This window comes from Thermoanaerobacter sp. YS13 (assembly GCF_000806225.2).
Taxonomy (GTDB): domain Bacteria; phylum Bacillota; class Thermoanaerobacteria; order Thermoanaerobacterales; family Thermoanaerobacteraceae; genus Thermoanaerobacter; species Thermoanaerobacter uzonensis.
This window is the reverse complement of the sequence record NZ_JOOI01000002.1, coordinates 772,797-791,430: the sequence shown is the minus strand read 5'-3', so window position 1 is coordinate 791,430 and position 18,634 is coordinate 772,797. Positions and strand designations below refer to the sequence as shown.

Sequence of the window (18,634 nt, the reverse complement as noted above, 5' to 3'; positions counted from 1 at the left end):
TACCCCCTTCTTTCAAATTCTCGCTTTTACTTTGTTATCCACCATATTCATATAGATAAGAGCCAAGGCTAATCCAATCAATGCCACTGCTAGCAATGTTCCCTTGAAAAAAGCTGCTAAAGTAAATCCAATTATAAAGTAGGGTAAGAGTTTTTTATTACTCATCATTACATATAACATTGCAAATCCAAGTGCTGGTAACATTCCGCCTGCTACAGTAAACCAATTAGTAACCCATTGTGGCATTCTTTCTACCATAAATTTGACAGCATCCACTCCTAAAAGTATAGCCAAGAAAGCTGGTATGAAACCCTGTAAAAAGAATAAAAATGAACCTAAATAATGTAACCTATCTGTCCCTTTTAAATCTCCTTTTTCAGCATATTGATCTGCTTTATGCATAAGTCCTGAATTTATAGTCCAAATTAACATTTGAAGCATTTGTGCACCCATTGCTACTGGTATTGCTAAGGGGACCGCTACTTTTGAATCAAGTCCTGAAAGAATTGCTAAAGCTGTCGCTATTGTAGTAGCAGATGTGGCATCTGGAGGTATTGCTGCTCCTACTGGTATAGTACCTAAATAGATCATTTCGACAGATGCTCCAATAAAAAGCCCTGTTTTAATATCGCCCAATATAAGTCCCATTACTGTACCTGCTACTAAAGGTCTAGAAATCATCGTTTGGCCCCATCCATAGATGTCCCATTCAAGAATACCCGCTACTAATGCAACTAACAATGCTGTAAAAAGCAAATTCATTTGATATTACCTCCTTTTTTATTTTCTTGAATTAAAAGTCTTACAAGGAAACATATTTGCTAAGAGGTTCTTTTTCATTCATTGGAGCTACTTGGTAAAACAACTCTACCCCCTTTCTACTAAGATATCTTAAATCTTCAATATCGTTTTCATCTAAAGCAAGTGCTTTATTATATTGAGTTTTCCCCTCAGAAAAATAAGCTCCACCAATATTTAAACTTTTAATATTAATTCCCCCTTCTACAATCCGTACTGCGTCTTTAATATATTTAAATACTACCATTGTTCTGTTCCCTTCAAACTCATTGTTATTAATAAGTGTTATTGCATCTGCAACAGAACATATTTTTAATTTTACACCCGGAGGAGTAGCAAACTCTAATAACATAGTTTGAGTTTCATCTCTGGATACTTCATCATTAACTACTATAATCTCATCTATTCCTAATAATCTTGACCAAGCTATTGCTATTTGACCATGTATTAATCGTCCATCAACTCTCCAGAATACAATTGCCATACCATTTCTCCTTCCTACTTTCTTTTTGTGTGAATATCAAAAACTCCGATTATTCAATATTAACTATAAACTATACATATCCCATCCCTGCCGATATCTGCAATTTTTTTAACAACCTCTTCTCCCGTCTTTTCTTCTTCTTTTAACAATAATATTTCTAATAACATTGGTAAATTTACACCCGTGATTAAATAAAATTTATATTCCTTTAAAAGAAGAAAAGCAACATTAAAAGGAGTGCCTCCTTTTAAATCCGTTAAAATAAGTATTTCTTCTCCTATAAATTTTTTAATCTGATTTATAAGTTTTTCTTTTAGCGTTTCCATACTATCTTGAGGATAAAAATTGATTATTTCAATAAGGTTCTCATCTTGGGTCCCTATTATCATTTCTGCAGTCTTTAAGAGATAAGTAGCAAGTTCTCCATGTGTAATTATTAAAATTTTCATAAATAACCCCCTCTAGTTTTCTTGAGTCTAAAAAGCAAGTTATACTCATGTTCACTTTATCTAATTATTATTTCTTTAAAAGTTACTTAAAATTTGTTTCATAAATGTCCTCTATAATTTTTAAAAATTTGAAATTTTCCAATAAATCTTTCTTATCTTTTTATGATTCCTATTTCATGATTGCTAAATAATAATTTAATACAATTTTTCTAAAACAGCTTTGGCAGTCTTATTAAGCTCCTTTACGGCTTTGTCCTTAAGCTTTACTGCTACTGCGGTATACAAAATATCTAGAATATGAAGCTGTGCTATTTTTGATGTTAAAGCGCCACTTCTTAAAGGAGTTTCTTTTGCAGAAGTAAGCAAAACAATATCTGCAACTGAAGTAATTGGAGACCTAGCATAATTTGTTATTGCAATCACCTTAGCCCCAGCTTCTTTTGCCAATCTACAAGTTTCAACCGTATCTTTTGTGCTCCCTGAAAAAGATATGCCTACAGCTACATCTTTATCCGTAAGACTTACAGCAGAAATAGCCTGAATATGAGCATCTAAATTGGCATCTACATTTAATCCAAGTCTCATAAATTTGTATTTAGCATCTAATGCTGTATAACCAGATGCTCCTACACCATAAAACTGAATTTTCCTGGCATTAATTATTGCGTCAACTGCTTTTTCCACTTCGCTCATTGAAAGCAGTTTGACTGTATTAGAAATAGCCAAGGTATTTTCTGTAGTTATTTTCTGTACTAATACATCAAGAGGATCATTAAATGAAATGTTTTCATGTATGCTTGTCTCTGGTTCTGCAATTTCTTTAGCAAGATTTAACTTAAATTCCTGAAAACCTGAAAGTCCTATACGCCTGCAAAACCTTACAATAGTTGTTTCCCCTGTACCACATTTTTCAGCCAATTCTGTAATCGAAAGATATATAATGCTTTCAGTATTTTCCAGTACATAATCTGCCACTTTTTTCTCCGCCTTTGTGAGAGAGTTATATATACTTTGTATTTTTAATATTACATTGCCATTATTTTGCTCTGACATTTGAATATCTCCTTTCTTTGATAAAAGTTACAAACCTTTTTGTAATCTCATGAGGACGGGTAATAGCAGTACCTACAACAACTGCATACGCTCCCTTTTCTAAGGCTTTTACAGCTTCCTCCGGAGTCCATATTCTACCTTCTGCTATTATTGGGACATTTACTTTTCTCGCCAATCTTTCTATTAACTCATAATCTGGACCTTCCAATTCTGGACTATATTCTGTATAACCTGATAATGTAGTGGAGATTAGATCAAAACACAGCTTTTCCGCCTCTATACCCTCCTCGTATGTTGAAATATCTGCCATAACCAATATTTTTGGATATTTCTCCTTTATCCTTTTTAAAAACTCTCCTGTTGTTAAACCACCTGGCTTATAAGCTTTAGTAGCATCAATTGCAACGATATCTGCTCCTGCTTCTATAACCTTATCCACTTCTTCCATCGTGGGAGTTATATAAGTGGCATATCCTTCATATCTTTTCTTCATAAGGCCTATTACTGGAATACTTACCTCTTTCTTTATTGCAACAATATCCTCATAACCATTTGCTCTAATTGCTACTGCCCCTCCAATCTCCGCAGCTTTAGCCATCTTCGCCATGATAAATGAACTATGAAGAGGTTCACCTTCTAAAGCTTGACATGAGACTATTAAGCCGTTTTCTAATTTTTGTATTATATCCATCTGCATCCCTCTTTGTTTTTAAATTTCTTTTTGCTTTGTTTTCTATTAAATTATATTCGACGTAAAACGAAAAATTCCTTCTTTTAAAATATAAAAAAAAGAAAAATTTTTTTATTGGAAATATATATTTGGTCAACACAAAAAAGAGCCCATACATTTCATACACTTATGTACAGGCTCTTTTAATTATCTATAATCTCCTAAAAGTTTTATATAATCCTCTAAACTTCCATCCTCTAAACATGTTTCAATAATCTTTTTACCAAGAGGGTCAAGTTCAGGTACTAAGAATTGCTTTAATTCTCTTTTGAAGAATTCATTTAACATCTCAGCACCTTTGTCATATCCATCATCCCCTACTTCGGGCTGCTTGTTAACTTGCAGCAATTCGCGAGGAATAAAACTTCCGTTTATTTTTAATGTATTTAAAGCATAACCGAGGAGACTGCTTCTCGCTGGTGTAACTTGATCTGGTCTAAATCTTACACTTCCTCTTCTTGCAAGATATTCACGAGCTATCCATTCGGGCATAAATCCTACTTTCCACACCCCTATATATTGGTTTGGAACGAGAATGTATCGAGTACCCGGTGTATTTATAATCTGCCGCAATAAAAGATTAGCGTGAATTACTCTTTTACCCGTTGCAAAAGGCCAATAAGAACCTACACCTTCGCTTTCGAGTCCACTTGTTCCTACTATACTTGGATTAGCGTGACCTCTCGGTGCAACTAATCTCCACAGCCAAGCAAGAGCAGGAGGCAACAAATGTAGAATTCCTATTATACCGTAGGAAGGCTTTTCTTTTGAAGAAGGTGGAGTCCTTACGCCAAAACTTCTCACGTCTACTTCTACAGCTTCATCAACTACATTTGGCATAAATCTTCTCGGCATTACTACACGAGGATTGGGACAAGGTTTGCCAGGTGCATCCATAATATGTTCCCATATAAGACACGTGGACTTAGGTACTCCTTCTATGTTTAAAAAGATTAAAGGTTCTTTCGGATATATACACAACTTTTCAAGATGAGGATCTATTCCATATTCATTTATGTGGTCTACTCTTATAAACCAGCCTTTTTCTGCATCTTTTATAACTAACTTTTTCCCTTGCTGCAAAGCGGGATGGCACAAAGCCATATCATCAGTTACAGGTTGTAGCTCACAAGCTTCTTTTAGGTCTACGTATATTTCGTCACCTGTCACTAAATTGCGCCCTACTTTTATGCGCCCATCAGGCTCCCTGTGAATTTGCTCCAGCATTTCACTCTTTCCGCCACCACTGGCACCCTCATGCATAATAGTCAATATATTGTCATAAGGAGTAATTATTCTCACTGCAGAAGCATGAGCAGTAATCCATTCTTCTTTTTCACCGATTGTCAGAAGCACACCATATATTCCTTTCTTAGCACTGGGACCAAGATATAAATTATACGAAAAAAGCTCATGTAAATTTCCTAAGCGGTTATGGACAACTACCTGTTTTCCGTTAAAATGAGTATGCCTAAAAGGTGGAGCCAAATAAACAATGGCTCTTGGCAAAAAACCTTCTGGTATTTCACCTTTTGGGATAAAACCCTGTATGTCTGCAAGAGCAGTGGCAAAAAAACCTGCATTATCAGGCGCTATTAAAAGAGAAGGGTATCCGTACTCATCTCCACCAGACATAAAAGGCATGACAATTAAATTTTGCTTTTTCAGCCATTCAAAAGTTTTCTGCCTTAATTCGTCAAAATCATATCCATACCTATCCACAAACCTAGGTTTATCTGTCTCCCCATTATCAGCAACTACAAGACAATCCGGCTCTCTCCTTCTCATATAAGGCTCAGGATAATTAACTGCTAATCCATTTTTACACCTTGCCACAGTAGCTTCTAATACTTTCCCTTTTTCTGGAACATCATAAAAAATTTCAAAAAAGTCATTATTTCCTCCAACAGAAATTTCAAGAAGATGTTGTCTACTTTCTGGAATGGTTATTTTAGGACACACTTTTAATATTTCTTCTACTTCTTCTGGTAGTCTCATTTTATTTATAATTTCCATTGTTTCCTTATTAATAATGAGAGAAAAGTCCAACTTATACCACCTCACAATAATAAGTATAACAATATTATACAAAAAATTTTTCAAGTTTGCAATTTGAATAATAAAATTTGCAAAATAATTTTTAGGATGTATCTACATTTCGAACTTTTTGTCATAATATCGTTTTTTTGCGCACATATCTTCTGTAATCTTTTACATGGATGAAATTTTTGAATCGCATTCTTGCAATTTTGATTAGTAATAGGTGATAAAAAGCACTCCTAATGGAGCGCTTTTACTTATTCACTTCAGCTTGCTTTTCTAGACCTTTTAATTTCAATATATAATTCATTTCAAAAACTGCCGCTTCTATTAATTTATCTATCTCTTCATCTGTCAACTTATTGCCAACCACTTTTTTTAATAAATTAAAAACTTCTGCTTTTTTATCAGGTCCTTTACCTGGCCCTATTTGCTGTTCTATTGCTTGCACAAAAGTTTTTGCAATTTCGTAATATCTTTTCATTTTTTCCATACCAATTTTGGTATTTAAATAATCAATCAAATACCCAAGCGCGACCATTATAACGAGTTGAACACCAGCTGTCAAAATTGTCATGACCAAATCCCTCATTTATCTCCCTCCCAATATTTTTAATATTACAGAAGCAAATTCTCCCCAAGTGACATAACTTTTAGGGTCATAATGTTTATCTATAATTCCTTTCATCTGTAATTTTTCAATATCATCTGTTTGCTTATAATTTACGCTTTTTAAGAATTTAATTGTGCCATTTGCAATCCCTTGTGCAAAAGCATCCGGCTTTTGTAAAAGCAAATCTAAATTTTGTGGATTTGACATAAAAGCTGTTTCAACTAGTATCGCAGGCATTACAGTATGCTTCAGTACATAAAAACTTTCATATTTTACTCTTCTATTTGTCGTTTTTAACATTTCTACTATTTCATTTTGTACATATTGGGCTAAATTTCGTCCTGCTAAACTTCTGGGATATGCGTAAGTTTCCGTACCATTTACAGAAGGATCTGTAAAACTATTACAATGAATAGAAATAAAATAATCTGCTTTGCTCTTATTGGCAATATCACACCTTTGCTGTAAGTCTACTGTCTCATCTTTATCTCTTGTCATTATTACACTCATATTTTCCTTCAGTAAAATATCCCTTAGTTTTAAAGCTATATTTAGATTTATATCTTTTTCTTTATAATCACCCGCCACAGCACCAGGATCCTTTCCTCCATGGCCAGGGTCAACAGCTATTAGCATATTAATCACCACCATCAAAATAATTTTTCCAACCTTTCTTTTATCATATAATATGCAGAAAAAAATAACAAGTTTATGAAAATTATCTTCTATCTCTTTCCAAATCAAAAATAACTTTTAAATTTTTTTACAAATAGATTTCAGTTTGTTGACAAAGTTAAAAAATATTTAAAGGAGATATTTTGCATTATCGCTCCGATGTTCCAAAGCGACAAAACTAAAGCTCGACCTTCGGGCTCCGGCAGGGTACCTACGTCAGGTGGCATCCATGCCTTAAGGTGCCCGCCTCCGCCATCCATGGCTTCGGCCCTGCCTCCACCCTCGGTCTTGCTAATTTTATTTTACCACTAACAAACTGTTCAAAAACCTTCTTCTTGGTAATAATTAGAATATATACAAAATCAAGAAGGAAGTTTTAAAAATGTCATTATTGACAAAAGAACAATTAAGAAATTTCATTAGTGAAAACAATACGTAAATAAAGAAATGATAGAGCAGTCCGTCATAGATGAACTTATTGAAAAAGTCTTCTCTGAAGACGCATTACCAAAGTTGCTGGAAAGATTAAATGAAGAAAATAAAAAGCTCTCAAGGCGGTATGAAGAAATCAAAAAAAGCATAAGTTCAATCGTAGATGTAATAGCAAAAGGCTACTTTCATCCAAGCCTCCATGAAAAATTAACAGAATTAGAACAGCAGAAAGCAGAAATAGAAGTGAGAATAAAAGAAATGAACAACCTACCCGATACTTCCTTTATAACAGAAGAAAAAATAAGACAGTATCTTTTAAAAGACAAAGAAGTGTTGGAAGTGGGTGACCCTCACAAAATTAAACAGATTTTACCAACATATATCAATAAAATAATCGTCTACCGTGATAGAATTGAAGCCCATTTTAGGCTTTCAGTAGACGATACAGTTTGCGCGTGGATGGTAGCGGCGAACCGCTCTCAACTTTGAACGGAATTTATCCTACCTTCATCAAGAATCTTTTTCTGTTTTTATAGAAATCTTTAAAAATTTACTTTTGTAATCAAAGTTAATATTGAAGATCACACAAGAAGCAATAAATACTATTAATGCAGTTATAATACTTAAAAAAACGGTCAATATTTTTGTTTCCCCCTTTTAATTTCTAAAAGATGTGGTATAATAATAAATGACGGGACACTTCGGGTGTCATAGATATGTGGGATGTGGGAATAGGTAGAAGTAAGCTACCTATTCTTTTTTTGTATTTATCTCTATTTTAAAATTTGCAATTTCTACTTTAATTGTTATTGATTTGGATGCATTAACTACAATGTACAATCCTACAACTGCTGTTACCATAGTTAGTAGATTGATTATACTTTTTTCCACATCGGCATTCCACCTTTCCTTATGTGAGATTTCCCGAAGTGCCCCATGCAGGGGAATGCCTTTTCCCAGATATCTCGAAAATTTTTCTTCACATTAATTATAGCACAGTATATTATAACATTTCTATACAAAACTTTTTAAAGTTTTCTCTTAAATAATGTTCTACCTTGTTTTCTTACGCCATGTGCTTACACCTCCTCATTTTTTGTTTGCTTCTTGTTTGTCCCCGGCAGTTAAAACAAAACGGCCTGCTCACCGACCGAAGGCTTGCCCCTTGACCGAAAGGCGAGCAGGCGTATAATCTATGACGCGGGGGCAAACAAAAAAGCACGTCTGCGAAAGCAGAGGTGCTCTCTCTTAATCGGATTTTTGATTTGAGCAAAGCGAAAATGAAAAATCCGGCTTTGCTTATAATTAGTCATTTTAAGAGAAATTAATAGGTAGCTAAAAATTCCTACCATTGTTTTAAAAATAAAAAGAGCTTTTTGTGGCTCTTTAATTTAACAACTTCTTTATTTCTTCTACAGATAACTTTGTAATTTGGGCAATCTTATTAATGTCCATTTCTTCTTTTAGAAGTTCTCTAGCTATTTCTATGCTTTTTTCTTTTTTACCCTTTTCCAAAATATTTTTATATATTTTTGATTCCTCAAGTATTGACATACCTATCACTTCCTTATTACTTCTACTGTAATTATAACAATTTTTGAAAGCTGTAAAACAGGTCTTTTTAAAAATTTGCAAAAAAACTTATTATTGTTCCAACAAAAAGAGCAGGCATGAAAGGAAGCTTTGTTCTGAAGTTGCAGAGGATAAGGGAATACAATAGAAAAACCACAGATGAAAATAGAAGGATACTCCATATTTTAAATCCTGCATATAGAGACAAAGCAGTTAAAACTTTTACGTCCCCTCCGCCTATTCCTCCTAAAAGCCAGAAAAGAAAAAGAACTCCAAATACTAAAAGAGAGTTAAGCAGTAGAAAATTCAAGCTTATATAAGGTTTCAAAAAGAAATTGGCAAAAGAAAGAGCAAAGATGGAGGCAGGGTAGATGTGTCCCACCTCCATCTTTTTTATGTCTTCTACAGCAGCAAAAAAGAGGATAATTAAAATCAAAATTTTAGTCATCAAAATGTTATCACCTCTGAATCTTTGGCTGATTTCTTAAAGACAGGGTCGGGAATATTGAACTTCGAATCTGCGTAAATCCCGTTTATGGGAATGTTCATCTGTATTTCAAATGAGCCTCCGCCTTCTAAGTCGAAGTAAACATACAGAGTTGAATTTTCATCGCCCGGCTTCTCGTACTGGAACTTCAAAACAGCACTTCCTGAGGTGCCCCCGACGTTCTTTATCACTGAATAGGGCTCTACATAAAGCACGCCTTTGTTCTGGTACCTGTTTACAACATGAACAGCTCGTATGTTTGTAACCTTTTTATTCAATGCATAAGAAACATTCAAAGTCATGTCGCAGACAGAGCCGTCCGGGAGGGTGTGTTTATTTGTAAATACATACTGAGGTGTTTTGGAAACAGAAATAGTGCCGTGCACTTCATCCCAGTACCCGCTTTTGACCCATTCCTTGTATGTCTCCCAGTGTGAAGTATCTACCCACACCTTTGTGCCGTTTGAGTTGAGCTTTACCCAGTCGCCTGCATAGGCTGAAGCATTAGCAGTAAAAATAAATATTAAAGCAAATAAAAAAAGAACCTTAAACTTATTCATTTTTTAAAAGCACCTCCCTTAAATTTAGGCAAAATAAAAAAGCAGGTGAGACCTGCCTATAAATTCTTTTTAGCCCATTCGACATATTCTTTTACATTGCTTTCTCTCTTTATCTCATAAAATTTTCCGTCTTTGTATTTAAAAAGTGACTTGAGGTAAATTGTTTTATTGGGCAATTTATTGTTGACAAAGATTTCAACTATTGTTTTATTGGGATTGTTCGGTATATTTTCAATACCGCTTTTATCATAATTAATATTGTCTGCATAGAGAAATTTTATTACATTACTATTAAATGAAGAATATTTTAAACTTTCATCAAGAAGTAGCGCATTAAAAAGTATTGTATTTACAAGAGGATAGTTTAACTTTCCTTCTATTATAAGATACTTTTCCATTTCTTCTCGAGGAATTACAAGTTCATTGTTAACCAGTTTTACATCTATCAAATAGTAAGTACAAACTTTTAAAATATATTTTTCTGCTTCTTTTGGAATTACATTGGATTTCAACAATTGTATCTTAGGATTAGTGTATATTTTTAAATCTCCGGGTTTACCATAGGGTGTAGTCTCTTTATAATCGTATACTTTCATATTTTCAAAATCTAACTTTAAATAGCTTTTATCTAGTAACACAAATTGTACGCCATCTTTAAAATACCTATTCTTAAAATTTGCTATCAAAGGAACTAAATCTTTTCTCTCGTATTGATAAGAACTAGGTCCTTTTTGTATTATAAAAGTACCCGAATCGCCAATACTATATAACATTCCTTTTACCTTTTCCTCCAGAGCCATTCTTTTACTGTCGTCTTTATAAACCTGATACCCTGCTACAATAAGTGCTGTAATTATCACTAAAGCTATTATCTTCCTCATAAAAGCTCACCTCCAGTTAAATTTTTCAAAACCTGTTACCGCCCTCCGGTCAGTTAAAACGGATAGGAATGCGGAGGGCAAGTCAAGATGGAGTCGAAGGATAAATGGAGGGGACCCGCCTGCGGGGAGGAGGCCGTTTATGTTCGAAGGCACCTTGACCATAAGCCCGACGCATTTATAAAATCTTTTGTACCGGAGGGCGGTAAGTAATTTTTAGAAGTGTTGACTATATTTTTTTATTACATCCATAAAAGACCCTTGACTTAACTTTCTTCTTTTTTTCTTCATCTTAGTTCTAACATTTTCAGCTTCCTCAGCACTTATGTAACCTTTAACGTAAGACATATACAAAATTTCATCTGTACACGTGTAAAATATGCCAGCTCTGCTACAGTAAGCAGCAATATCCGAAAAATTATTGCTTGCTACAGTACCTTCTATAACTTGGGCTATAGAAATAGCGGAAGCTTCTCCTTTACCCATTACTTTACCAGTAATCTTACCTTCTATAAATGCTAAGTACAAACTTGCTTCACCACTGTCAATATTAAAAGTCGCTATGCTGATCTTATTCTTTTGAATTTCTCTCTCTATATTGAAAAATACGAAGTCGCTGTTCTTAAAAGACTTCATTCTAGAAAGCTCTTCATAGACCTGAGTCGGAATTATTAACTCTCCATCAAAAACAGAAAAGAGAATGTCCATTCTATTGACCCAAGAAAAGGAAGAGATGCAGTCAGTATCGAACACTACAGGATATTTAACAGTCTTCATACTCCTGCACCTCTTCCCCAAACAATACATCCTCAAACCCTGCTTCAATTAAAAGTTCCTCGTACTTCCCTTCAGAAATAATGCCATCCTCCAAAAGTATTCTTGCCTTTTCCACATAATCTGAAACAATTAAATCTTCTTTGGTAGGTAAATAAAGAGAAGTATCATATCCATACTTTACTGCCTCATTGATAATTCCCTTTTTAAAACGTAATATATCCTCCTCATCTAAAACCCCAAATTGCTGCAGCCTAATGAGCATTACAGAGTGGCTGACTCCAAACAAAGCCTCCAAATAGAGCAGGTCAGGAAAATCCGGTTTTCTCTTGGATGAACCCATTCTTTTAAACAACTCCAACTCCAGCGTTTCAGCAGGCACCAAAAAATTTGCAGCAAAATAATCTGCTTTTCTTTCGCTCTGCGACTTCTGCTCAAAAATGCCGGCTACACACACACTTCCTGTCTGACCTTCTTCAAATAAAATGTGGTATAACTCATGAGCAGCAGTAAAATTTTGATGTCCTTTTGTTTTTGATGAATTTATCAACACAAAATTGACATTTCCCTTCCTTAAAAACATTCCTGAAATATTGCTCTTTAAAGGCTTTTTAGCATATGAAATATTTTTTTCTTTAAAAATCTTAAACACATCAATAGGCCCATCTCCAAGTCCCATTTCCCCTCTAATTTTACGAGCATCCCTTTTCCCTTCAATCTCAGGCGTTAACACGATTATCCCTCTTTTCCAGCAGTTTTTCCATCTGATACAGATTATTTACAAAGTTTTTAGCCCATCCTATAATTTCTATATCCTCTTCCGTTAATCCATCAGTTCTGAAAGCTAGAGTGACCTCCGGCTCTTCAGTATTTTTTATAAAATACTCTATGGAATACCCGTAAAAGGATGCAAGCTTCTCAAGTGTAGCAATATCTATTTCTCTTCTACCGTTCTCATAATATGAAAGCAGCTCCCTTTTAATCCCTGTAGCCTTTTCCACTTCAGCTTGAGTATAACCATTCTTTTCCCGTACTTCTTTCAATTTTTCTCCAATTGCCTTATATACCGACATTCTTTTCCCCTCCTTTTGTCGTGTTTATACAATTACTGTATTATTATTGTAACACATTTGTTACAAAATATCCATATATTTTTGTTCTATATAACAATTCTTTTTAATACATCTTCAACAAATTTATCAGCATTTTTCCCTTCTATTTTAGCCTTTTCTTCTAATGATTTATAAAGCTCTTCCGAAATCGTTATTGTTTTTATTCTTTCGCTCATTTCTTCTAATCTCCGCAGAAGTCTTGCTTTTTCTCTCTGGCTTAAAGCATCTTCATTTTTCTCAAGAAGTTTCTTCATATTTTTTGGATCCTTCAAAAGCATTATCATGTTGCTCAAAGATTTTTCAGGTAAAGCTCCAGTTTCATACCTCGCAATAGAAGCTTCACCTATACCTAAAAGCTTGGCAAAGGCTCTCTGACTTAACCCATAACTTTCTCTAATACCTTTTATTTCTTCAGGTGAGAGTATGCCGTGCTTTTTTCGATATATATCATAGACCCTTTGTATATTTTCTTCTTCTAATTCCTCATCAAACAGCTCCTCACCACAAACACTGCACACCCTTATCCTCGCCAAAACCTTTATTTCGTCTCCTCTAACATTTGATATTTCTTCTTTTTCAATCACCTCTGTTTGCTGCTCTTTACCGCAGACAGGACAGAATTTCTTCACATTTTCCACCTCCTCACTTGTAAAGATAAACTAACGGTTGTTCTGCTTTGTGGAAAGAAAGACATACTAAGCATTCTTTTTCTCCTCTTCTTTCAATTTTGAGCTTTATGTAAAAGTCTGTTCCTTCAATATCATACCCAAATTCCCATATAAAACCTTCTCTGTTGCTTCCTAAATCTTTATTGGGACCTCTGTAATAATTCTTGCAAGTTAGAACCATAATAATCTCTTTAACATGCTTAATTGTCAGACCAGCTTCTTTAATTGAATCCATATTTTTCTTCCGAGGTACAAAATCAAAAGCACCTGATTTCATTAACTCTTTAGCGTTGTTGAGGAATTTATTAATTTCCTCAATTTGAGTCATAGCATATACTCCTTTCACTTAGTATTTTATCACATTCCAAACAATTTCGCAATCATTTGATAGTATTTTTTATAAAATTCTGTTATCGTCAAATCCTCCTAATACGTTCAAGAAGCTGTACTTACACTCACTGACAGCACCTCCTTCACAGATTTTTTCATTTTAACTTTTGTTTGCCCCCGGTAGTTAAAACAAAACGGCCTGCGAGCCGAAGGTCAAGGGGTCGGGGAGGAATACCGGACCGAGCGCAGCGAGGAAGGATATGCTCACCAAGCCGTTAGGGCTTGCCCCTTGACCATAAGACGAGCAGGCGTATAATCTATGACGCGGGGGCAAACAGAAAAGCACGTCTTTTCAACTAATATCATTAAATTTAAAATGCGGTTTAAAAAATTGTCTATAAAATATAAAGTATACTTAATATTTATTGTATAAAAATATAAAGTATGTGTTATAATATTATAGGGAGGTGATAAAAATGTCTATTACAAGCTCAGAAAATATATTAAGGATTTTGTACTCTTATAACCCATGGTGGAGAGAAGGATATTTTCCTCAGGATCTATCCAAACCCGTAAAGAGAGTAGTCTATCATCAGGCATTTGAATTACTAATGCATCCAACTATTAGAAGATATGTTATACTTTCAGGTGCACGTCGTGTAGGTAAAACCACAATTTTATATCAAATGATAGAAACTCTTTTAAAAAATCAAGTGCATCCAAAAAAGATATTGTATGTATCTTTTGATCATCCTTTATTTAAATTAAGTTCTTTTGACCAAATTATTAATCTTTATGAAACCACTGTAAATGAAGAAAAAGAGGCTTATATATTTCTAGATGAAATTCAATATGCAAGTGATTGGGACAGATGGTTAAAAGTCTATTATGACACCAAACCAAAATGGAGAATTATTGCCACAGGTTCAGCTTCTCCCGCACTTATTGAAGGTACAAAAGAAAGTGGTGTTGGCCGCTGGACTGTGATTTCTGTACCTACTCTTTCTTTTTATGAATTTTGTGAAATACTTGGAGTCTCAGAAAAACCAAATAACTTACCCGATTTAGATTTAAACGAAATTTCAAATTTAAATGAGTCTCAATTAAGTGAGCTTATGTTTTTACTTATGCCATTGCAAAAGTACTTTAATAAGTATTTAACAATAGGAGGATTCCCCGAATTTGTATTCTCAGAAGACCAATTTTTGGTGCAAAGAATGTTAAGAGAAGATGTGGTTGATAAAGTTATTAAAAGAGATATACCTTCCTTGTTTAATGTGAGAAATTTAGCAGTATTAGAGAAGGTTTTTTTGTACTTATGCTTCAATTCTGCAAATGTTATAAGTATTTCAACGATAAGTAAAGAAATTGGAGATGTTTCAACAGTAACAGTAGAAAACTATATTCATCTTCTTGAAAATGCAAATTTGATTTATAAAAGTTTACCCATAGAATTAGGAGGGAAAAAAGTTCTAAAATCAAAACCAAAAATTTACGTCTCTGATCCTGCCCTGAGAAATGCAGTTTTGATGATAGACAATATACTCTTAGACAGTAAAGAACTTGGAATAACAGTTGAAACAGCAGTTTTTAAACATATCTATAATTTTTACTCGCAAACATATGCCAGAATAGGTTATTTTAGAAAAGCTAGTGACAATCAAAAAGAGATTGACGTAGTGGTTGAATTCCCACATAGTAAATCTTTAATCGAAGTGAAATTCAGAGAAGATACAACACTTTCCGAGAATGATGCCATTGTTGAGATAAGTCAAAAAGAAAAAAATATCGTTTCAGCAGTATTAGTAACAAAAAGACCAGAAGATTATGGAAAGGTTAAGATTTCTACAAAGGTACCAATAATAAAAATTCCTGCTTATGCATTTATGTATTTATTTGGGAGACGATAACTTATTCATTTCATTGAAAATTAGAATATGAATGGAATAAAAAATGTGCCCTGTATAGAACAACTACTCTATACGGGGCTTAATTTTGGTCTAATAATTTGTGATTTTGAGTTATCGTATATTGAACCTTTCACCCTAATGGTGACGGTATCTGCTTTTTCAAAAACTCATAAATAAACCCACCAATGCTCCAATAAAAAAAGCAGGAATAAAAGGAGGTTTTGTTTTAAAACTTTAGGAGAACGAGGGAGTAGAAGAGAAAAACCACAGATGAAAATAAAAGAATATCCCACATCCTAAAACCAGCGTAAAAAGAAAGAGCAGTTAAAACTTTACGTCTCCTCCCCCCATCCCTCCTAAAAGCCAGAAAAAAGGACAGCAAATACCAAAAGTAAGTTAAGTAGATAAAATTTTAGGTTTATATAAGGCTTCAAAAAGAAATTAATAAAAAGGAAAAGAAAACTTCTGTAATATACAATTTGAAATGCTAACAAAACAAAAAATTATATGTCACACAAAACGCTTATTATGGCAGAGTCTTAAAATATCATACTAAAGTAAAAACAGATTTGCTTTAATTATATAAAATTTCCTAAAATATTACATTAATATCATATTTTTAAATTATCTTGAAATTTAATAAAAAATCGCAAATTATTTTAAATTATTTTAAAACAAAGCGAAAAATTACGTTTAAAAGTCAAAAAAATAGCTTAACAGCACTTGAAAAAACAAAAAGAGAAATTTATACTATCCTTATAGTGCAAGCGCTTGTACTAAATTTAAAAAGGAGGTTTGTTTATGAAGAAAACGCTTAAACTTCTGTCGATTCTGTTAATAACCATTGCTCTTCTTTTCAGCTCAATTCCATCCGTACCGGCAGCACCGGATACTTCAGTTTCTAATGTTGTCAATTATTCGACAGATGTAATCTACCAGATAGTCACAGACCGTTTTTTAGATGGGAATCCCAATAATAATCCAACAGGCGACTTATATGACCCTACCCATACTAGTTTAAAGAAATATTTTGGTGGCGATTGGCAGGGTATTATAAACAAAATTAATGATGGTTATCTTACTGGTATGGGAATTACAGCTATATGGATTTCGCAACCTGTAGAAAACATTTACGCAGTTTTGCCAGATTCCACTTTTGGTGGAAGCACATCCTATCATGGTTACTGGGCACGAGACTTCAAAAAGACAAATCCCTTTTTTGGAAGCTTTACAGATTTTCAAAATCTCATAGCAACAGCTCATGCTCACAATATAAAAGTTATAATAGACTTTGCACCAAATCATACATCTCCTGCTTCAGAGACAGACCCTACCTACGGGGAAAATGGCAGATTATATGACAATGGAGTACTACTTGGTGGTTATACCAATGATACAAATGGATATTTCCATCATTATGGAGGAACTAATTTTTCATCATATGAAGATGGAATTTACCGTAATTTATTTGACTTAGCAGATTTAGATCAGCAGAATAACACTATTGATTCATATTTAAAAGCGGCAATTAAACTATGGTTAGACATGGGGATTGATGGTATACGCATGGATGCAGTCAAACACATGGCATTTGGATGGCAAAAGAACTTTATGGATTCTATTTTAAGTTATAGACCAGTTTTTACATTTGGCGAGTGGTACCTTGGAACCAATGAAGTAGATCCTAATAATACGTATTTTGCAAATGAAAGTGGTATGAGCCTTCTTGATTTTAGATTTGCTCAAAAAGTTCGTCAAGTATTCAGAGACAATACAGACACTATGTATGGACTTGATTCGATGCTTCAGTCTACTGCAGCAGATTATAATTTCATAAATGATATGGTTACATTTATAGATAATCATGACATGGACAGATTTTATACAGGAGGCAGTACACGGCCTGTTGAGCAAGCGTTAGCATTTACTTTAACTTCTCGCGGTGTACCTGCTATATATTACGGTACAGAGCAATATATGACAGGTAATGGAGACCCTTATAATAGAGCTATGATGACGTCATTTGACACCACAACGACGGCATATAATGTGATAAAAAAACTTGCTCCACTGCGTAAATCTAATCCTGCAATTGCTTACGGTACACAAAAACAGCGATGGATAAATAATGATGTTTACATTTATGAAAGACAATTTGGTAATAACGTTGCTCTTGTTGCTATTAATCGTAATCTTTCAACGAGCTATTACATTACTGGTTTGTATACTGCGCTACCTGCGGGGACATATTCTGATGTGCTTGGAGGATTGTTAAATGGAAACAATATTTCAGTTGCAAGCGATGGTTCTGTAACACCGTTTACCCTTGCACCTGGTGAAGTTGCAGTATGGCAGTATGTCAGTACAACTAATCCTCCATTGATAGGACATGTAGGACCGACAATGACAAAGGCAGGGCAGACTATAACCATAGATGGAAGAGGATTTGGCACAACAGCAGGTCAAGTATTATTTGGGACAACTCCTGCAACTATTGTGTCATGGGAGGATACTGAAGTAAAGGTAAAAGTTCCTGCTTTAACTCCTGGCAAATATAACGTTACACTAAAAACAGCATCAGGAGTTACAAGCAATAGCTATAACAATATCAATGTTTTAACAGGAAATCAGGTATGTGTTAGATTTGTAGTAAATAATGCTTCAACCGTGTGGGGAGAAAATGTATATCTTACAGGCAATGTAGCTGAACTTGGCAGCTGGGATACATCGAAGGCAATAGGACCAATGTTTAACCAGGTTGTGTATCAATATCCTACGTGGTATTACGATGTAAGTGTGCCTGCTGGTACTACTATAGAGTTTAAGTTTATAAAGAAAAATGGTAGTACTGTAACGTGGGAAGGTGGATACAACCACGTATATACTACACCCACTTCTGGTACAGCTACTGTAATTGTAAATTGGCAAAATTAATATATAAAAATAACTAAATTTCCCTCTCCCCCTATTTAAAAAATAGAGGTAGGGTAAATGTAACCTACCTCTATTTTTTCCTTCATATTTATGTGTCATCTTTCGGGGCTTTTTTACTGTAAATTAAAGAAAAAA

20 protein-coding genes and 1 pseudogene are annotated in these 18,634 nt (G+C 34.1%); 3 read left to right on the top strand and 18 right to left on the bottom strand.

The genetic code is table 11. From position 1 onward, the window contains the following. Positions 1-12: 12 nt before the first annotated feature. The 8 genes from THYS13_RS11660 to THYS13_RS11625 all read right to left on the bottom strand — a co-directional run bounded on the left by THYS13_RS11660 (position 13) and on the right by THYS13_RS11625 (position 6,803). Positions 13-762 (bottom strand): PTS sugar transporter subunit IIC, encoded by a 750-nt coding sequence (locus tag THYS13_RS11660; protein WP_042834673.1) that lies wholly within the window; start codon positions 760-762, stop codon positions 13-15. Between the two features lie 40 nt (positions 763-802). Continuing rightward, a complete protein-coding gene (locus tag THYS13_RS11655; RefSeq protein ID WP_042834672.1) occupies positions 803-1,282 on the bottom strand; it encodes a PTS sugar transporter subunit IIB in 480 nt (159 codons plus the stop codon). Between the two features lie 59 nt (positions 1,283-1,341). After that, a complete protein-coding gene (locus THYS13_RS11650) occupies positions 1,342-1,731 on the bottom strand; it encodes a PTS sugar transporter subunit IIA (RefSeq protein ID WP_042834671.1) in 390 nt (129 codons plus the stop codon). A 195-nt stretch (positions 1,732-1,926) separates the two neighbouring features. Further along, positions 1,927-2,784: a MurR/RpiR family transcriptional regulator gene (locus THYS13_RS11645; RefSeq protein ID WP_042834670.1), complete on the bottom strand. Its 858-nt coding sequence runs from the start codon at positions 2,782-2,784 to the stop codon at positions 1,927-1,929. Further along, a complete protein-coding gene (locus tag THYS13_RS11640; RefSeq protein WP_042834669.1) occupies positions 2,768-3,481 on the bottom strand; it encodes an N-acetylmannosamine-6-phosphate 2-epimerase in 714 nt (237 codons plus the stop codon). The genes THYS13_RS11645 and THYS13_RS11640 overlap by 17 nt, the downstream gene beginning before the upstream one ends. A 180-nt stretch (positions 3,482-3,661) precedes the next feature. Then, the gene (locus tag THYS13_RS11635) at positions 3,662-5,530 is read right to left on the bottom strand and encodes a DUF4914 family protein (RefSeq protein ID WP_042834798.1); all 1,869 of its coding nucleotides are present in this window, start codon (positions 5,528-5,530) and stop codon (positions 3,662-3,664) included. 277 nt (positions 5,531-5,807) lie between these two features. Further along, a complete protein-coding gene (locus THYS13_RS11630) occupies positions 5,808-6,146 on the bottom strand; it encodes a phage holin (protein ID WP_042834668.1) in 339 nt (112 codons plus the stop codon). After that, positions 6,147-6,803 (bottom strand): N-acetylmuramoyl-L-alanine amidase, encoded by a 657-nt coding sequence (locus tag THYS13_RS11625; RefSeq protein WP_042834667.1) that lies wholly within the window; start codon positions 6,801-6,803, stop codon positions 6,147-6,149. It abuts the gene before it with no gap. A gap of 486 nt (positions 6,804-7,289) precedes the next feature. On the opposite strand from THYS13_RS11625, the gene THYS13_RS11620 reads away from it, so the two are divergent. After that, entirely contained in the window at positions 7,290-7,763 is a 474-nt protein-coding gene (locus tag THYS13_RS11620) for a hypothetical protein (RefSeq protein WP_042834666.1), read from the top strand. 261 nt (positions 7,764-8,024) lie between these two features. Here the strand turns inward: THYS13_RS11620 and THYS13_RS14445 are convergent, their stop codons facing one another. The 10 genes and pseudogenes from THYS13_RS14445 to THYS13_RS11580 form a co-directional block, all read right to left on the bottom strand. After that, on the bottom strand, positions 8,025-8,165 hold the full coding sequence (locus tag THYS13_RS14445) for a hypothetical protein (protein WP_201035685.1): 141 nt from the start codon (positions 8,163-8,165) through the stop codon (positions 8,025-8,027). Positions 8,166-8,660: 495 nt separating this feature from the next. Further along, positions 8,661-8,840, bottom strand: a pseudogene (locus tag THYS13_RS14440) (DUF4351 domain-containing protein); the annotation flags it as partial. Positions 8,841-8,895: 55 nt separating this feature from the next. Next, positions 8,896-9,234, bottom strand: coding sequence for a prepilin peptidase (locus THYS13_RS11615; protein ID WP_235603390.1), 339 nt, complete (start codon positions 9,232-9,234; stop codon positions 8,896-8,898). Positions 9,235-9,293: 59 nt separating this feature from the next. Next, on the bottom strand, positions 9,294-9,893 hold the full coding sequence (locus THYS13_RS11610) for a hypothetical protein (RefSeq protein ID WP_235603372.1): 600 nt from the start codon (positions 9,891-9,893) through the stop codon (positions 9,294-9,296). A gap of 56 nt (positions 9,894-9,949) precedes the next feature. Then, positions 9,950-10,774 (bottom strand): hypothetical protein, encoded by an 825-nt coding sequence (locus tag THYS13_RS11605; protein WP_042834663.1) that lies wholly within the window; start codon positions 10,772-10,774, stop codon positions 9,950-9,952. A gap of 213 nt (positions 10,775-10,987) precedes the next feature. Then, positions 10,988-11,548: a hypothetical protein gene (locus tag THYS13_RS11600; RefSeq protein WP_042834662.1), complete on the bottom strand. Its 561-nt coding sequence runs from the start codon at positions 11,546-11,548 to the stop codon at positions 10,988-10,990. Further along, complete coding sequence (locus tag THYS13_RS11595) at positions 11,535-12,278, bottom strand: ImmA/IrrE family metallo-endopeptidase (protein ID WP_042834660.1); 744 nt, start codon at positions 12,276-12,278, stop codon at positions 11,535-11,537. Before THYS13_RS11595 ends, THYS13_RS11600 begins: the two co-directional genes overlap by 14 nt. Beyond that, a complete protein-coding gene (locus THYS13_RS11590; protein WP_042834659.1) occupies positions 12,265-12,618 on the bottom strand; it encodes a helix-turn-helix domain-containing protein in 354 nt (117 codons plus the stop codon). Before THYS13_RS11590 ends, THYS13_RS11595 begins: the two co-directional genes overlap by 14 nt. Positions 12,619-12,704: 86 nt before the next feature. Further along, positions 12,705-13,286 (bottom strand): type II toxin-antitoxin system MqsA family antitoxin, encoded by a 582-nt coding sequence (locus tag THYS13_RS11585; RefSeq protein WP_042834658.1) that lies wholly within the window; start codon positions 13,284-13,286, stop codon positions 12,705-12,707. Between the two features lie 13 nt (positions 13,287-13,299). Then, entirely contained in the window at positions 13,300-13,653 is a 354-nt protein-coding gene (locus tag THYS13_RS11580; RefSeq protein ID WP_042834657.1) for a type II toxin-antitoxin system MqsR family toxin, read from the bottom strand. Positions 13,654-14,131: 478 nt separating this feature from the next. On the opposite strand from THYS13_RS11580, the gene THYS13_RS11575 reads away from it, so the two are divergent. Together THYS13_RS11575 and THYS13_RS11570 are read left to right on the top strand one after the other, a co-directional pair. Beyond that, positions 14,132-15,565, top strand: a complete 1,434-nt coding sequence (locus tag THYS13_RS11575) for an ATP-binding protein (protein ID WP_042834655.1) — start codon at positions 14,132-14,134, stop codon at positions 15,563-15,565. An 801-nt stretch (positions 15,566-16,366) separates the two neighbouring features. Continuing rightward, positions 16,367-18,499: an alpha-amylase family glycosyl hydrolase gene (locus tag THYS13_RS11570; RefSeq protein ID WP_042834654.1), complete on the top strand. Its 2,133-nt coding sequence runs from the start codon at positions 16,367-16,369 to the stop codon at positions 18,497-18,499. The last annotated feature ends 135 nt before the right edge of the window (positions 18,500-18,634 follow it).

Coding starts and splice junctions, on each gene's coding strand:
- THYS13_RS11660 (WP_042834673.1), bottom strand. CDS start 762: ATGAATTTGCTTTTTACAGCATTGTTAGTTGCATTAGTAGCGGGTATT.
- THYS13_RS11655 (WP_042834672.1), bottom strand. CDS start 1,282: ATGGCAATTGTATTCTGGAGAGTTGATGGACGATTAATACATGGTCAA.
- THYS13_RS11650 (WP_042834671.1), bottom strand. CDS start 1,731: ATGAAAATTTTAATAATTACACATGGAGAACTTGCTACTTATCTCTTA.
- THYS13_RS11645 (WP_042834670.1), bottom strand. CDS start 2,784: ATGTCAGAGCAAAATAATGGCAATGTAATATTAAAAATACAAAGTATA.
- THYS13_RS11640 (WP_042834669.1), bottom strand. CDS start 3,481: ATGCAGATGGATATAATACAAAAATTAGAAAACGGCTTAATAGTCTCA.
- THYS13_RS11635 (WP_042834798.1), bottom strand. CDS start 5,530: ATGGAAATTATAAATAAAATGAGACTACCAGAAGAAGTAGAAGAAATA.
- THYS13_RS11630 (WP_042834668.1), bottom strand. CDS start 6,146: ATGAGGGATTTGGTCATGACAATTTTGACAGCTGGTGTTCAACTCGTT.
- THYS13_RS11625 (WP_042834667.1), bottom strand. CDS start 6,803: ATGCTAATAGCTGTTGACCCTGGCCATGGAGGAAAGGATCCTGGTGCT.
- THYS13_RS11620 (WP_042834666.1), top strand. CDS start 7,290: ATGATAGAGCAGTCCGTCATAGATGAACTTATTGAAAAAGTCTTCTCT.
- THYS13_RS11615 (WP_235603390.1), bottom strand. CDS start 9,234: ATGGAGGTGGGACACATCTACCCTGCCTCCATCTTTGCTCTTTCTTTT.
- THYS13_RS11610 (WP_235603372.1), bottom strand. CDS start 9,893: ATGAATAAGTTTAAGGTTCTTTTTTTATTTGCTTTAATATTTATTTTT.
- THYS13_RS11605 (WP_042834663.1), bottom strand. CDS start 10,774: ATGAGGAAGATAATAGCTTTAGTGATAATTACAGCACTTATTGTAGCA.
- THYS13_RS11600 (WP_042834662.1), bottom strand. CDS start 11,548: ATGAAGACTGTTAAATATCCTGTAGTGTTCGATACTGACTGCATCTCT.
- THYS13_RS11590 (WP_042834659.1), bottom strand. CDS start 12,618: ATGTCGGTATATAAGGCAATTGGAGAAAAATTGAAAGAAGTACGGGAA.
- THYS13_RS11580 (WP_042834657.1), bottom strand. CDS start 13,653: ATGACTCAAATTGAGGAAATTAATAAATTCCTCAACAACGCTAAAGAG.
- THYS13_RS11575 (WP_042834655.1), top strand. CDS start 14,132: ATGTCTATTACAAGCTCAGAAAATATATTAAGGATTTTGTACTCTTAT.
- THYS13_RS11570 (WP_042834654.1), top strand. CDS start 16,367: ATGAAGAAAACGCTTAAACTTCTGTCGATTCTGTTAATAACCATTGCT.